General features: G+C 49.7%; 15 protein-coding genes. 12 read left to right on the forward strand and 3 right to left on the reverse strand.

From position 1 onward, the window contains the following. The first annotated feature begins 30 nt into the window (after window positions 1-30). From ACR9Y8_RS08785 to ACR9Y8_RS08810, 6 genes are all read left to right on the forward strand, one after another. Complete coding sequence (locus ACR9Y8_RS08785; RefSeq protein ID WP_481212877.1) at window positions 31-486, forward strand: hypothetical protein; 456 nt, start codon at window positions 31-33, stop codon at window positions 484-486. An 86-nt stretch (window positions 487-572) separates the two neighbouring features. Then, on the forward strand, window positions 573-2,111 hold the full coding sequence (locus tag ACR9Y8_RS08790) for an acyl-CoA carboxylase subunit beta (RefSeq protein ID WP_481212878.1): 1,539 nt from the start codon (window positions 573-575) through the stop codon (window positions 2,109-2,111). Window positions 2,112-2,117: 6 nt separating this feature from the next. Further along, window positions 2,118-2,972, forward strand: a complete 855-nt coding sequence (locus tag ACR9Y8_RS08795) for a UbiA prenyltransferase family protein (RefSeq protein ID WP_481212879.1) — start codon at window positions 2,118-2,120, stop codon at window positions 2,970-2,972. 117 nt (window positions 2,973-3,089) lie between these two features. After that, a complete protein-coding gene (locus ACR9Y8_RS08800; protein WP_481212880.1) occupies window positions 3,090-4,190 on the forward strand; it encodes a M42 family metallopeptidase in 1,101 nt (366 codons plus the stop codon). Between the two features lie 136 nt (window positions 4,191-4,326). Next, complete coding sequence (gene bioB, locus ACR9Y8_RS08805; protein ID WP_481212881.1) at window positions 4,327-5,319, forward strand: biotin synthase BioB; 993 nt, start codon at window positions 4,327-4,329, stop codon at window positions 5,317-5,319. Window positions 5,320-5,459: 140 nt separating this feature from the next. Beyond that, window positions 5,460-5,726, forward strand: coding sequence for a helix-turn-helix domain-containing protein (locus ACR9Y8_RS08810; RefSeq protein ID WP_481212882.1), 267 nt, complete (start codon window positions 5,460-5,462; stop codon window positions 5,724-5,726). A 98-nt stretch (window positions 5,727-5,824) separates the two neighbouring features. Here ACR9Y8_RS08810 and aroQ read toward each other — a convergent pair whose 3' ends face one another. Continuing rightward, entirely contained in the window at window positions 5,825-6,244 is a 420-nt protein-coding gene (gene aroQ, locus ACR9Y8_RS08815; RefSeq protein ID WP_481212883.1) for a type II 3-dehydroquinate dehydratase, read from the reverse strand. 141 nt (window positions 6,245-6,385) lie between these two features. Then, window positions 6,386-6,949: a UbiX family flavin prenyltransferase gene (locus ACR9Y8_RS08820; RefSeq protein WP_481212884.1), complete on the reverse strand. Its 564-nt coding sequence runs from the start codon at window positions 6,947-6,949 to the stop codon at window positions 6,386-6,388. Window positions 6,950-6,988: 39 nt separating this feature from the next. On the opposite strand from ACR9Y8_RS08820, the gene ACR9Y8_RS08825 reads away from it, so the two are divergent. Beyond that, on the forward strand, window positions 6,989-7,585 hold the full coding sequence (locus ACR9Y8_RS08825) for a glutathione peroxidase (RefSeq protein WP_481212885.1): 597 nt from the start codon (window positions 6,989-6,991) through the stop codon (window positions 7,583-7,585). A 48-nt stretch (window positions 7,586-7,633) separates the two neighbouring features. On the opposite strand, the gene ytxJ is transcribed toward ACR9Y8_RS08825, so the two are convergent. After that, window positions 7,634-7,975, reverse strand: a complete 342-nt coding sequence (gene ytxJ, locus ACR9Y8_RS08830) for a bacillithiol system redox-active protein YtxJ (protein WP_481212886.1) — start codon at window positions 7,973-7,975, stop codon at window positions 7,634-7,636. A gap of 288 nt (window positions 7,976-8,263) precedes the next feature. On the opposite strand from ytxJ, the gene ACR9Y8_RS08835 reads away from it, so the two are divergent. The 5 genes from ACR9Y8_RS08835 (at window position 8,264) to ACR9Y8_RS08855 (ending at window position 15,794) form a co-directional block, all read left to right on the forward strand. After that, window positions 8,264-9,622: a UDP-N-acetylmuramate--L-alanine ligase gene (locus tag ACR9Y8_RS08835; protein ID WP_481212887.1), complete on the forward strand. Its 1,359-nt coding sequence runs from the start codon at window positions 8,264-8,266 to the stop codon at window positions 9,620-9,622. 151 nt (window positions 9,623-9,773) lie between these two features. Next, a complete protein-coding gene (locus tag ACR9Y8_RS08840) occupies window positions 9,774-10,547 on the forward strand; it encodes an exonuclease domain-containing protein (RefSeq protein WP_481212888.1) in 774 nt (257 codons plus the stop codon). Window positions 10,548-10,617: 70 nt separating this feature from the next. Beyond that, window positions 10,618-11,355, forward strand: coding sequence for a polyprenol monophosphomannose synthase (locus ACR9Y8_RS08845; protein WP_481212889.1), 738 nt, complete (start codon window positions 10,618-10,620; stop codon window positions 11,353-11,355). A 92-nt stretch (window positions 11,356-11,447) separates the two neighbouring features. Then, window positions 11,448-12,320 (forward strand): DMT family transporter, encoded by an 873-nt coding sequence (locus ACR9Y8_RS08850; protein WP_481212890.1) that lies wholly within the window; start codon window positions 11,448-11,450, stop codon window positions 12,318-12,320. A 288-nt stretch (window positions 12,321-12,608) separates the two neighbouring features. Then, on the forward strand, window positions 12,609-15,794 hold the full coding sequence (locus ACR9Y8_RS08855; RefSeq protein WP_481212891.1) for a SusC/RagA family TonB-linked outer membrane protein: 3,186 nt from the start codon (window positions 12,609-12,611) through the stop codon (window positions 15,792-15,794). Window positions 15,795-15,803 lie beyond the last annotated feature (9 nt).

Consider the following 15,803-nt stretch of genomic DNA (forward strand, 5'->3'; position numbering starts at 1 on the left):
AATATAAAATAATTAACGTAGGTTTGTTTTATGAAGAAAATACTTCCACTGTTTGCGGTTGCAGCCCTGGTACTGGCTACCGCCTGCTCAAAGGATGATAACCTTGGCACCAAACCGCAGATCAGCTTCAAGTCCTATTCCATCCCTTATATTCTTGACAGCCTGGTGGATAACTTTGATGTGACTTTCCAGGTAAAAGACGGGGACGGCGACCTTCAGAACCTCTTCTATTTCCTCCCGATCATTGACAGCGACCCTGCTACTGCCACGGATACGGTTTTCCAGTTTCGCCGCATGCCGAATATAGGCGTACATCATGGCGGCAAGATAGATGCAGAGCTGATCTATAATATGGTAGGCACCGACTTTAAGATCTATAACAGCACCACCCAACCAGACAGCCTGCGGCTGAAAGTATTTGTAGTGGATGAAGCAGGCCATAGCAGCGATACCATCATCACGCCTAAATTGGGTATCATAAAATAATTACGGATAAATTAACTTAGTTTGTGAAAGGATTCCTTTTTTACAGGAATCCTTTTATTTTTTAGCTTTACCCCTCATTTATACACATGGATAAGATCGCACAACTTCAGGACAAGATAGCAGAAGCGGCCCTGGGCGGCGGAGCTGCCCGTATTGCCTCCCAACATAAAAAAGGCAAGCTCACTGCCAGGGAAAGACTGCAGCTGTTGATGGATGAAGGCTCTTTCGAAGAGCTGGACATGCTGGTGGCCAACCGCAACCGCGGGATGACCGCTGACCAGGAACAGTTCCTGGGCGACGGCGTGGTTACCGGCTATGGCACTATCCATGGCCGGCTGGTATATGTGTTCTCGCAGGACTTCACCGTATACGGCGGCAGCCTGTCTGAACCGCATGCCCGCAAGATCTGCAAGATCATGGACCTTGCCATGGAAAATGGCGCACCTTTGATAGGCCTGAACGATAGCGGAGGCGCCCGCATACAGGAAGGAGTGGTAAGCCTGGGCGGTTATGCAGACATCTTTTACCGCAATACCCGTGCTTCTGGCGTAATACCACAGCTCTCCGCCATTATGGGGCCCTGCGCCGGCGGAGCGGTGTACTCTCCTGCTATCACAGACTTTATCCTGATGGTGGAGCAAACTTCCTATATGTTCGTTACCGGGCCAAACGTGGTAAAGACCGTTACCCATGAAGAAGTAACGGCAGAAGAGCTGGGCGGGGCCCAAACGCATGCGAGCAAAAGCGGTGTCACCCATTTTGCCTGCGCTAACGAAGTAGAATGCATCCAGTATATTAAACGCCTGCTTACCTACGTACCGCAGAACTGTGAAGAAGATGCGCCGGTGTATCCCTATGAGCCGGGCAATGAAAGCCGCGAAGCGCTGAATAAGATCATACCGCTGCATCCCAACCAGCCCTACGATATGAAGGAGGTGATCGAGCAGATCGTGGATGCCGACAGCTTCTTTGAAGTACATAAAGATTTTGCAGAGAATATTATTGTAGGGTTTGCCCTTATTGCCGGCCGCAGCATTGGTATCGTGGCCAATCAACCGGCGCACCTGGCCGGCGTGCTGGATATACACGCCTCCGTGAAGGGCGCCCGTTTTACCCGCTTCTGCGATGCCTTCAATATTCCCCTGCTGGTGCTGGTAGACGTACCGGGATTCTTACCCGGCACCGACCAGGAGTGGAACGCTATTATCACTAACGGCGCCAAACTGTTGTTTGCCCTGAGTGAAGCCACCGTGCCCAAGGTCACAGTGACCACCCGTAAGGCCTACGGCGGCGCCTATTGCGTGATGAATTCCAAGCATATCGGGGCCGATCTGAACTTCGCTTTCCCGCAGGCAGAGATCGCAGTAATGGGCCCGAAAGGCGCTGTAGAGATCATCTTCAAAAAAGAGATAGAGACTGCCAAAGACCCCGAAGCACGCATGAACGAACTGGTGGCAGAATATACAGAACGCTTTGCCAATCCTTACCTGGCGGCAGAAAAGGGATATATTGACGAGGTGATCATGCCAGACCAGACTCGTATAAAGCTCATCAAAGGTTTTAAAATGCTCGAGAATAAAGTGGTAAATATGCCCAGAAAAAAACACGGTAATATACCTTTGTAGTGCGCTATGCGAGCAATTTTAAACTTCTTCGTCTTCAGTTCCATCTATATCGCCGTGTGTGCCTTGCTCATGGTCTGGCAGACGGACGCTATCCTCGGACTGCAATGGAACTGTAGTTCCTATGACGACTACATCAATTACTATGCTTTTGTTTTCTTTTCCACCATCTGTAGTTATAATTTTCACTGGTACCTGACGCCGGCGGATTATTCCACTTCAGAACGCATTCTCTGGGGCGCCCGCCACAAAGCGCTGCAGCTGGCGCTCTGCGCTATCGGTGGACTAGGGGCCCTGTATTATGCCTGGCTGCTGAGAGCGCACTGGCTGCCCCTGAGCGGGGGCGCCGTGCTCACCTTCCTGTATTCAGCGCCTAAACTGCCGCAGAAAGCTTTTGTATGGCTGCGGAAGATAGCGGTGGGCAAAACCGTGTTCCTCACCTTTGTGTGGACCTACGTTACCACGGTACTGCCGGCGCTCATCTCCTGCTCACCCATTACACCGGCCATGATCTATTTCAGCCTCCACCGTTTCTTCCTGATCTACGCCATCTGCATCCTGTTTGACTACCGGGATGTGGAATCAGACAGACAGCAGGGCATCCGCAGCCTTATTACCTGGCTGCCGGCCCATCAGCTGTTCCGTATCTATTATTTCTCCCTGCTGCTGGCCGCTATTACCGCGCTGCTGCTCCTGCAGCATACTGGTTTCGTAGCAATTGCTACGCTGCTGGTCCCGGTAATCATCACTGCTTTGCTTACACGTAACGCCCGGACTAACCGCTCCGACTATATGTACTACTTTGTACTGGACGGGTTGATGATGCTGTCAGCGTTATTACATTTGTTAGTTGTCAGTTTCTAGTTATCAGTTGTCAGTTATCTAAGGTCGATATTACTAACTCCGCTACCATCACTGGTAACTGATGACTGACAACTGACAACTATTTTCTATTTTTGCCGGATAATAATTCTGCTGATCATGTCTAAAAAGCAAAAAACCATATTAACAAAAGAATCACTGGCTTTCCTGAAGAATTACCTGAACAATCCCTCTCCCACCGGGTTTGAGAAGGAAGGGCAGAAGCTGTGGCTGGAGTACCTGAAGCCTTATATTGACGAACATATCGTGGATCCTTATGGCTCTGTAGTAGGCATCATCAACCCGAAGGCGCCCTTTAAAGTGGTGATCGAGGCGCATGCCGACGAAATATCCTGGTTTGTGAATTATATCTCGCCGGAGGGCCTGATCTACGTGATCCGCAACGGCGGCTCCGATCAGCAGATTGCTCCCTCTAAACGGGTGAACATACATACGGAGAAAGGTATAGTAAAAGCGGTGTTCGGCTGGCCGGCCATCCATACACGTAACCGTAACCCGGACGGCAAGGAACCGCAGCCCAAAGTAGACAATATCTTCCTGGATTGCGGCGCCCGCTCCAAGAAAGAGGTGGAAGACCTGGGCATTCACGTAGGCTGCGTGATCACCTTTGAAGATGGTTTTGAAGAGCTGAACTACGATTATTTTGTATGCCGCGCCATAGATAACCGCATTGGCGGCTTTATGATCGCTGAAGTGGCCCGTATGCTGAAAGAGAACAGGCAGGAGCTGCCTTTTGGCCTGTACATCGTGAACGCCGTACAGGAAGAAGTAGGTTTAAGGGGAGCAGAGATGATCGCCAAGCGTATTAACGCCAATGTGGCCATCATTACCGACGTGACCCATGACTCTACCACCCCGATGATCAACAAGAACGTGGAGGGCGAGATCCGCTGTGGCAGCGGCCCTAGCATCACTTACGGTCCTGCCGTGCACAACATCCTGCGTGACCTGATCATCAAAACAGCCAAGAAACAGGATATCCCCTTCCAGCGCCACGCAGTAAGCCGCAGCACCGGTACGGATACCGACGCCTTTGCCTACACTGCCGGGGGTACGCCTTCCGCGCTTATCAGCCTGCCGCTGCGCTATATGCACACCACGGTAGAGATGGTAAAAAAGGACGATATTGAAAACACTATTTCCCTGATTTATCATACATTGCTGAATATCACACCTAAAACAAACTTTCAATACCTTTAAAATTCCAAAAGCCAAAGGCCAAATTCCAAACCGGGTAGCTCCCATGGCCTGTCTTCATCGTTTTGGAATTTGGAATTTGGGATTTGGGATTTGTCTTTTAAACTCGTAGGTTTGCTTCCTATTAAATATTACAATTATGCAAGATGTGCAGATCCGTCATGACTGGACCATTGAAGAAATAAAGGCTATCTATAATACACCGCTGCTGGAACTGATGTACCGTGCAGCCACCGCTCACCGCCAGTACCAGGCTACCGCAGAAGTACAGGTTTGTACCCTGCTGTCTATCAAAACCGGCGGCTGCTCTGAAGACTGCGCTTACTGCCCCCAGGCAGCCCGTTATAATACCGATATTAAAGTGCATGGCCTGATGAAGAAGGACGAGGTGCTGGACTATGCCCGCAAGGCCCGCGAAGCCGGTTCTACCCGCTTCTGTATGGGCGCTGCCTGGCGCGAAGTGCGCGACAACCGCGACTTTGACCGCGTGCTGGATATGGTAAAAGGCGTAAATGAGCTGGGCATGGAAGTATGCTGCACATTGGGCATGTTAACGGAAGATCAGGCTAAGAAGCTGGCGGATGCTGGTTTATACGCCTATAACCACAACCTGGACACTTCTGACGAATATTATGGTGAGATCATTACCACCCGTACGTATGACGACCGCCTGAAAACACTGGATAACGTGCGGAAGGCCGGTGTAAGCGTTTGCTGTGGCGGTATTGTAGGCCTGGGCGAAAGCCATGAGGACCGCATCAAGATGCTGCATACCCTCTCCACCCTGCCCAAACACCCTGATTCTGTGCCCATTAACGCCCTTACCCGCGTAAAAGGCACCCCCCTGGAGCATATGCCCAAGGTAGAATTCTGGGATATGGTACGCATGATCGCCACCGCCCGCATCCTGATGCCGGGCGCTATGGTACGCCTCAGCGCCGGACGTGCGGAAATGAGCCTCTCCGAACAGGCAATGTGCTTTATGGCCGGCGCCAACTCCATCTTTACCGGAGAGAAGCTGCTGACCACTGACAACCCGTCCTTTGAACAGGACCACATGATGTTTGAGCTGCTGGGACTGAAAGCCAGGGAAGCGTTCAAGGACGAAAAAGCTACTGCAGAAGCCTGCTAAACGCGATTTATCAACAGGACATGATAAAAAGAAACGCTTGACACTACGGTGTTAAGCGTTTTTCTTTTATGCCGTTAAGAGCGTATTAACTTCTGGTGAAAAGGGAAAAGATTTCCTTTGCAGGTGGGAGAATGACCACTATGAACACGACACCTGACCCCCGGGGGCGCGAACAGTATGCATCCCTGAACCTTGACGTCATCGAACAGATCTCAGCCATCCTGCGGCGAAAAGGCATGTGCCAGCGGGACCTCGCACAATTACTGGGAAAACGCGAATCAGAGATCAGCAAATGGATGCGCGGCAGGCACAATTTTACCCTGTCCACTATTGCCGGTATACAGGAGGCCCTGGGAGAAAAGATCCTGGACACGCCGCTTAACTTTACGAGGACGCCTGGTAATTAATAATTAAGAATGAATAATTAATAATACCCTGACACAAATATCCGTCCTGATATCAGCCTTGCCGTTATTATTAATTATTAATTGTTAATTCTACTTTGTCAGCTTCTGACAAAGTATTCCACCCCCAGGGCGTAGCCTTTCATGCCAAGGCCACAGATAGTGCCCACACATTTGGGCGCTATAAGAGAGGTATGCCTGAATTCTTCCCGGGCGTATACATTGCTGATATGTACCTCTATCACCGGCGTTTTAATAGCTGCGATCGCATCCCTTATAGCTACAGAAGTATGGGTATAGCCACCTGCATTCAACAGGATCCCGTCGGCAGAAAAGCCCTGCTCATGCAGGTAATTAATGATCTCCCCTTCTACATTGCTCTGGAAATAGCTGAACTGCACAGCGGGATATTGCTTTTGCAGGCCGGCGAAGTAGTCTTCAAATGATTCGCTGCCGTAGATACCCGGCTCGCGTTTGCCAAGCAGGTTAAGATTAGGGCCGTTTATAATAACGATGTGCATATCAGAAATTTTAACAGTTTGAGGTTTGAAGTTTGAGGTTTGAAGTTTGTTAGATGTTGGAAGTCTTGATTTGTAAACAGGCTATTGGTAATAAACCTGGAACCTTCAACAAACCTCAAACCTCAAACCTCAAACTTCAAACTATTTATTCCCCCAACGGTAGGTGTTTAGTTCAATCCCAGCCAGGTCCAGCACCCGGTCTGTCACTGTAGCCGCTACCGCCTCCAGTGTAGCGGGTTGGCTGTAAAAGGAAGGGGTAGCCGGGCATATAATACCGCCCGCTTCCGTTACAGTAAGCATATTGCGCAGGTGCATGAGATTGTAGGGTGTTTCCCTTACCACGCAGATCAGTTTACGGCGTTCTTTCAGCACTACATCGGCAGCGCGGGTGATCAGGTCATTGGAAACACCGGTAGCAATACGGCCCAGGGTACCCATGGAACATGGACAGATGATCACGGTATTGAACTGGCCGGAGCCGCTGGCAAAAGGTGCATGGAAGTCCTGCTGGCTATAGAAGCGGAAAGGCAGCTGCTCATAGCTTTTGTCTGCCAGCTCTGTCTCCCACACTGTTTTGGCGTTCTCTGTCATTACCACGGCCACGGTGTCTATCTGTGCTGCCGCTGCCTGCAGCTTGCCCAGGAGCTGCCGGGCATATATGGAGCCGCTGGCGCCTGTAACAGCCACTACTATACGATGCTTCATTATTTTGTATATGTAGTGCAAACTTAGGAAATTTGAGGTATGACAGGCAGACAATCTTTTCTACAGCAACTCTATCCTTTGATCATGCGCTTTACCCGCATATTAGGGAAGAAAGGTAAAATACTGAAAAACGAGCAGGGACAAAGGCCGCGTGTAGCCTTCTCCTCCCTCAACATTGTAAGCAATAAAGGGGATATGGTGCAGATGAGCAAGTTTAACGGCAGGAAGCTATTACTGGTGAACACCGCCTCTGATTGTGGTTATACGGCGCAGTACGCCGAGCTGCAGGAACTGCAGGAGCGCTTCCCCGAGCTGGTGATCATCGGATTTCCGGCTAATGATTTTAAAGAACAGGAAAAAGGGAACGATGCAGCCATTGCCCATTTCTGCCAGGTGAATTTTGGGGTGACCTTTATGCTGGCGGCCAAAAGCAGCGTAGTAAAAGGGCCGCATCAGAACAATGTTTTCCGCTGGTTGACAGACCAGGGCTTTAATGGCTGGAATAACCAGCAACCTGAATGGAACTTCAGCAAATACCTGGTCAACAGCGCAGGAATATTGGAATACTATTTTGGCCCGGCGGTGTCTCCGCTAAGCAAAGAAGTGGTGAGTGCAGTAAAAGCTGCGAGCCATTAGCCACTGGCTTTTAGCTGTTAACCTCTTCAACAAGCCATCAGCTAACGGCTAAGAGCGAGCAGCTAACAGCTGTCCTTTCAGTTCCTCCATTGAAATGCCGCTATGGCTTTCATCATACACACATGCTCCGTTACGGATGAGCAATACCTGCGGTGATTCATGCTCTACCGCATACTCATCGGCAATCCTGTTAGAGATGTTGCGATGTCTGATCAGATCGAGGTAGTAGAAGTTAAGTCCCTGCGGCGCGCCGTCACGCTCCAGGCGTGACTTTACCATAGCGCTGATAGCACAGCGGGTACTGTGCTTGAAAATAACAACGGGCTCTTGTGCCGATACTGTCCTGATTTCTTCCAGTTGCGATTCGCTATCCAGCGTGATCCAATTCATTTAACACTCCTTCGCTTTTTGTGCGGGAGCCGATTTAGAGATCTTCATCGGGCATCCCAGTTTCGAATGCGTTGCACACGACGTGAATAAAACCGCAAAGATACAAATAAGGCCGGCAACGCCCAACATTTTAAAGCGAAAGGTCATGACTGGAAATTTAGATATTAAATGAAAATTCATAGGGAATAAATAAACTCTTTTTTAATCGTGCTTTGTAACGTTACTTTGCAAATATAAAAAATATATTAAAAGAAAACAAAATATCACCTTCAGCTCCTCCTGACTATTATGAAAGTTCACTTTATTGCTATTGGCGGCAGTGTTATGCACCAGCTTGCCATTGCATTATACCATAAAGGATACCAGCTTACCGGCAGTGACGATGAAATTTATGAGCCTGCGCTTACCAACCTTGCAAAGGTAGGGATTTTACCCCGTTCCATCGGTTGGGACGCCTCCCGTATCACCCCTGACCTGGATGCCGTGATCCTCGGCATGCATGCCCGGGCAGATAACCCGGAACTGCTGAGGGCACAGGAGCTGGGGCTTAAGATCTATTCCTTCCCCGAATACATTTACCAGGAAAGTTTGCACAAAACCCGCGTTGCGATCGGCGGTAGCCACGGAAAAACCACCACTACGGCTATGATCATGCATGTGTTGCAGGCCCGGCAGCGCGCTTTTGACTATCTCGTTGGCGCCCGCCTGGAGGGTTTTGCCCAATCCGTAAACGTAACTTCTGCGCCCCTTATTATATGTGAAGCAGACGAGTACCCCGCTTCCATAGTGGAAAAGCGGCCTAAATTCCATTTCCTCCATCCCCATATTGCCGTGCTCACCGGCATTGCCTGGGACCACATCAATGTATTTCCCACTTTTGAGATCTACCTGGAACAGTTTGCCATTTTCATCAGGCAAATGAAACCAGGCCATACTCTGATCTATAATAATTCAGACGAGGAATTGCGCAACCTGGTGGCAGCAGAGGGCGGCCACCTCAAACTGGTGCCTTACAACCTGCCCATCAATATCATCAGGGATGGCATTACCCGGGTATATTTTGATGAAGGCTTTGCAGACCTGCAGGTGTTCGGCGCGCATAATCTGCTGAACATGCATGCCGCCAAGCTCGTTTGTAACGAACTGGGCATCGGGGACGAGGAATTCCTGGAAGCGATAGCCGGTTTTAAAGGAGCCGCCAAACGGCTGGAACTGGTTGGACGGAATGAGCATTGCGCCATTTACCGCGATTTTGCCCACGCCCCGTCCAAGGTAAAGGCCACGATACAGGCGCTGAAACAGCAGCAGCCGGAACGGAAACTGATCGCCGTGCTGGAGCTGCACACCTACAGCAGCCTGAACGCTGGCTTCATGGACCAATACAAAGGCGCTATGGAGGCGGCCGACGCAGCAGTGGTATTTTATAGCCAGCACGCGCTGGAAATAAAGCGTATGCCCGACCTGGACCCACAACTGATCATGAAGGGCTTTGAGCGGAACGACCTGCATGTGTTCAATAAACGCGCTCAACTGGAAAAATTCCTTGACGTACAGGATTACAGCAACACCAATTTGTTGATGATGAGCTCTGGCGACTATGAAGGATTGGATGTAAATTCGTTAAAAAAATATCTAACAATAAAGTAGTTTGAGGTTTGAAGTTTGAGGTTTGAGGTTCGTTGAAAGTGGAAGGTTCATGAAAAGTACACTGAGCAGGTATGCTTGTCCCGAACCTCAAACGTCTAACGAACTTCAAACTTCAAACCTCAGACTTCAAACAATTTTTCAAACGCTTAAGATGCCCACTTTACAACTCAACAGGCCCCTGGCCGTTATTGACCTGGAAACCACCGGTACCAATGTAGCAACTGACAGGATCATTGAAATTGCTATCGTGAAAGTGTTCCCTGACCGGACTACCCAATCCAAGGTAAAGCGCGTTAACCCTGAGATGCCGATCCCTGCTTCTTCTACCGCTATACATGGTATTACGGATGAGCACGTGAAGGATTGTCAGACGTTCAAACAGATGGCCAATGAGATGCGCCAGTTCCTGGACAATTGCGATATAGCGGGGTATAATTCCAACCGCTTTGATATCCCCATGCTGGTGGAAGAGTTCTTACGCGCAGGGCTGGAGTTTGAAGTAGCGCACCGCAAATTTATCGACGTGCAGAAGATCTTCCACCTCATGGAAAAACGCACCCTGAGCGCCGCTTATAAGTTCTATTGCGATAAACAACTGGAGAATGCACACAGCGCAGAAGCCGACGCACTGGCCACTTACGAGATCCTGGAAGCCCAGCTGAACAGGTACGACACTTTGCGTTCTGATGTAGACGGCCTGGCAGAATTTACACGCGAAGAAGAGTATATTGACTTTGCGCGCCGGATGGTGATGCAAAGCGGTACGGAGGTGTTCAATTTCGGTAAATATAAAGGGCGGCCGGTACGTGAAGTGCTGAAAATAGAGCCCCAATACTACGATTGGATGATGAAAGCAGATTTCCCCTTAAACACTAAACAAAAACTAACAGAAATTTATCATAGTATGATGTTAAAAAAAATGTAATATTTTTTAGGAACATCCTATCTTGCGCCCTGATTACACTATTTTCGCAGTCCAAAATAATGTTCGCTGATTGGAAAAGCTTGTCATAATACCTACGTACAATGAGAAGGATAATATCCAGAAGATCATTGACGCTGTGTTTTCCTTGCAGCAGGGATTTCATGTCCTTATCATAGACGATGGTTCGCCGGACGGAACGGGCAACATCGTGAAAAACCTGCAGCAACAGCATCCCGGAGAGCTTTTCCTGGAAGAAAGGAGCGGCAAACAGGGGCTGGGCACTGCATATATACACGGCTTCCGCTGGGCGATCGCCAGGAACTACCAGTATATATTTGAGATGGATGCCGACTTCTCCCATAACCCGGCAGACCTGGTGCGTTTGTATGAGGCCTGTGCCGTGGGCGGCGCCGATGTATCGGTAGGCTCCCGCTACGTAAAGGGCGGCCGTACCGAGAACTGGCCCTGGGACCGTGCAGTGCTGTCTTATGGCGCTTCCATCTACGTAGGCATTATCACCTGGATGCCTGTACGCGATGCCACCGCCGGTTTTGTATGTTACCATCGTTCTGTGCTGGAAGCAATCAGGTTTGACGCTATTCAGTTCGTGGGATATGCGTTCCAGATAGAAATGAAATTCACCGCCTGGAAACTGGGCTTTAAAATAAAAGAAGTTCCCATCACCTTCAGAGACCGCAGGGAAGGTTATTCCAAAATGAGCAAGGGCATTATCAAAGAAGGGATCTTAGGAGTATTGAAGATCCAGCTGCAAAGCCTTTTCCGGCGATACGAAAAAAGACATAGGTAGTCGTAAGCGGTTAGTCGTAAGTCACCAGCAAATGGCGATTAACTGTTACAAAGCACTGACAACTGATGACTGACAACTGACGACTCTTTTTAATGAAAAAAGCATTCCTCCAGTTACATCTCTCCGTTTTCCTGGCCGGCTTTACCGGTATCCTGGGAAAGCTGATCACACTCAATGAAGGACTGCTCACCTGGTACCGCTTACTCATCTCCGCTGTTACATTATATTTACTGTTCCTCTGGCGCGGCCTGCTTAAAAAGCTGCCTTTCCGCGATGTGATGATCATTGGCGCCAATGGCGCGATCATTGGCCTTCACTGGATCTTTTTCTATGGCAGCATCAAATACGCCAATGTATCCATCGGCGTGGTCTGCTTCTCGCTTACCAGCCTGTTCACCGCCATCTTTGACCCGCTGATCAACCGGCGGAAGTTTGATGTGGTAGACCTGCTCCTTAGCCTGCTCACCCTTTGCGGCATACTGCTCATCTTCCATTTTGATACGCAATACCGCACCGGCATCATACTGGGCATTATCTCCTCCATGTTTGCCGCCCTTTTCACCGTATTCAACAAAAGGCTGATCCGCCGTTTTGATACCTATACCATCGGTTTTTATGAGCTGCTGATGGGCACCTTGTGTGTAAGCGCGATACTGCCTTTCTACCTGCATGCCTTCCCGGTAAGCTCCCTCCTGCCGTCCTGGAGCGATGCCATCTACCTGCTGGCACTGTCATGGGCCTGCACCATCTGGCTATATGCATTGAACCTGAATGCGCTGAAAAAGATCTCCGCGTTTACGGTCAATCTCTGCTTCAACCTGGAGCCGGTGTATAGCATCCTGCTGGCCTTCTTCCTTTTCCATGAGAATAAATACCTGCACTTTTCCTTTTATGCAGGGCTTTGCTGCATATGCCTGTCTGTAGTATTACAGATGCTGCGTGTGATGAAACTGCACCGCCAGTAACAATTAATTAATTTGTGCTTTCTGGCAAACATTTACTAATTTTCGGGAGTAGAGAGTAATTGAACCTATACGTACTATGTAGCTATACCTGAAGTAAGCTCCATAATTATTTTACTGAGACGCACGCATCATTCGCCTGCTAAATCATATAGGCAGTGGACAATAACATGCTGTACTGTACGCAGCCCGCTATAACCGTAGCGCGGGCAGATCGTCCTATGCATGCAAACCCGGGGATAATCATCACACATATGCAACTTGTTATTTAACGAACCAAAATCTAACTGTATGCAGACACGCAAAATCCTTTCTCTGCTCGCTTTATTATGCGGGCTGGTCACCTGTGCATGGGGACAAAAGATCAGCGGGACGGTCTTTGACAAAGGCACCCAGCAGGCGATCATTGGCGCTACCATTTCGGTAGACAAAACACATGGTACCGTTACGGATGAAAAGGGACATTTTTCCCTGCAGCCGCCCGCAGGCACTGCCTCCCTGCAGGTGTCCTTCATCGGCTACAAAACACAAACCATTATCCTCAGCGGTGCAGGTACCTATGACGTACAGCTGGAAACCGACGGGCGCTCGCTCGACGAATATGTAGCTGTAGGCTACGGCACGCAAAGGAAGGTGAACCTGACAGGCGCCGTTACTACCGTAGATGTTAACAAAACATTTGTGAACCGGCCGCTTACTGATCCCAGCAAAGCCTTGCAGGGCGTAGTGCCCGGGCTGACCATCACCTATGGCAATGGTGGCCTCACAACAGGTCCGGCCATTAACATCCGCGGCATCGGCTCTGTAAATGGAAGCAGCCGGCCGCTCATCCTGGTAGATAACGTAGAAACCAGTGATCTCACGCTGATCAACCCCTCCGATATAGAAAGCGTATCTGTGCTCAAGGATGCCGCTTCTGCCTCCATCTACGGCGCCCGCGCCGCATTCGGGGTGGTGCTGATCAAAACAAAATCAGGCACACGGAACATGAGGACAACCGTCAGCTATTCCAACAACTTCTCCTGGAACACCTATACGAAGTTACCAGACTATGCAGATCCGGTAAAAGAGCTGACAGGGATCATTGAAGGCGCACAACGTGCAGGCGTTACCGATCCTGAGCTGTTCGGCATGAAGCTGGCTACCCTGCGCGACGGCATCGCCACCTGGCAGCAGAAGTACGCCAATAACCGCACCAGCAATGAAATGGTATTGGGACAGGATTTCGAAAAGAACGCCGACGGGCGCATGTACTTCTACCGCGTATGGGACGTAAAGGATATGATGCTGAAGAAATGGACACCACAGCAGATCCATGATATCAAGGTACAGGGCGGCAGCGAAAAGATCGGCTACTATCTCTCCGCAGGTTACAGCCAGCAGGGTGGTATCATGAAAATGAACCCGGAGAACCTTAAGAAGTATAACATCATCGGCGGATTAGACGCTTCCGTTACCAAGTGGCTGGATGTAAGAGCCCGTATGCTGTACCGCAACTTTGAGTACGACTATCCTTACGATTACCAGGCTTACTGGTATTATATGATGCGTTGGGGCTCGTATTTCCCTTACGGCACTTACCAGGGTAAATACTTCCGCCATGTACCGGCTTACCTGGCAGGCGCGCAAACCTCCACCCTGCAGTCTATTTACCAGCGTATAGACCTGGGCGCTACGCTGAAAATAAACAAGCACCTGAACATCCGTGCTGATTACACTATTGGCCGTGATAATCCGCTGCGTCATGAAGTAGGCGGGCCCATTATGGCCTGGGATTTCTGGGGCAACGGCGCACTGGCCAACATCGCCAGCGTTGGACAAAATGATGTAGAATACCGCAGCGGAAGATATAAGGTAAATACATTAAATACCTACGCTACCTATGAGAGAACATTGCCCGGCAAACATAAGATCAAATTCATGGCCGGTGTGAATGCAGAACAAAATGAAGCCATCAATATCACTGCCAACAGCCTGGGTCTGCTGGACCCTGAGAAGGGAGAACTGCCACTGGCCACCGGCGCTAAAAGTGTAGATGGTAATCACCTGAATGACGCTTACGCAGGTTATTTCTCCAGGATCAACTATACTTATAAAGACAAGTGGATGCTGGAACTGAACGGCCGTTACGATGGTTCTTCTGCCTTCCCTAATAACGATAAGTGGGCCTTCTTCCCCTCCGGCTCTGTAGGTTACCGCATTACGGAAGAGCCCTTCATGCAAAGCTTTAAACGTACGCTGAGCGATATGAAACTACGTGCCTCTTATGGTACACTGGGCAACCAGGATGTAGGCGGCAAATATTTTATTCCTTCCATGAGGGTGGTTTCGAATATGTATTGGGTTACCCCTGATAACATGATAGCGCCTGGCATTGAAGCACCAGCAGCAGTGGCACAATCCCTTACCTGGGAAAAGGTCAAAATGCTCAACCTGGGAACAGATATCAGCCTGTTTAACAATCGTATAGGCGTAACGTTAGATTGGTTTGAACGCACTACCACCGGCATGCTTACCAACAAGGGAATAGGCGCCACCTTTGGCACCACCGCCCCCAGGGTGAACGATGGCGATATGCGTACCCGCGGCTGGGAGATCAGCATAGACGGTAGTTACAACTTCACGCCCGACCTGGCTGTATATGGCATAGCTACCCTGGCAGACAGCAAGTCCACCATCACCAAATGGGATAATCCCTCCATGCTGCTGAACCAAAACTATGCAGGAAAAACCATCGGAGAGATCTGGGGCTTTGAAACGGACCGCTATTTCACTAAGGACGATGATATGGATAACAAAGCATCCGTTCCTGATCAGAAGGCGTTGGCCAACGGCAACTTCGTATATGGTCCCGGTGATATTAAATATAAGGACCTGAACGGCGACAGTGTCATCAACGGCGGCAAAGTAAGCGCCCTGGATCATGGCGACCTGAAAGTGATCGGTAACAGCCAGCCTCGCTACCAGTACAGCTTCCGTATAGGTGGCAGCTGGAAAAACTTTGACCTGGATATCTTCTTCCAGGGCGTGGGCAAACGCGAGCTCTGGGGATGGGGTGATGTGGCGCTTCCTTTATACAGAGGCTCTGATATCCTGTATGATCATCAGCTGGATTACTGGACAGAAAGCAACACCGATGCAAGGTATCCCCGTCCCTACTCCGGTAACGCCACCGGTAAGATTGCCGGTCTCGCGAATGGCGGCAACAACTTCTACCCGCAAAGCAAATACCTGCTGAATCTCGCCTACCTGCGCCTGAAGAACCTGACCCTTGGTTACAGCTTCTCACCGGAACTGCTCAAGCGCATACACCTGCAGAAACTGCGTGTATACGTAAGCGGCCAGAATATCGCGGACATTATCTCACATGTAGGCATCCCGCTGGATCCTGAGATCACCACCGGTGAATCGGATTATATAGGACGTACATTTCCCTTCCAGCGCAGCTATTCTTTTGGCTTACAAGTGATCCTTTAACGGCATTAA

The sequence above is a fragment of the Chitinophaga sp. SVR4-12A genome (genome assembly GCF_056754765.1).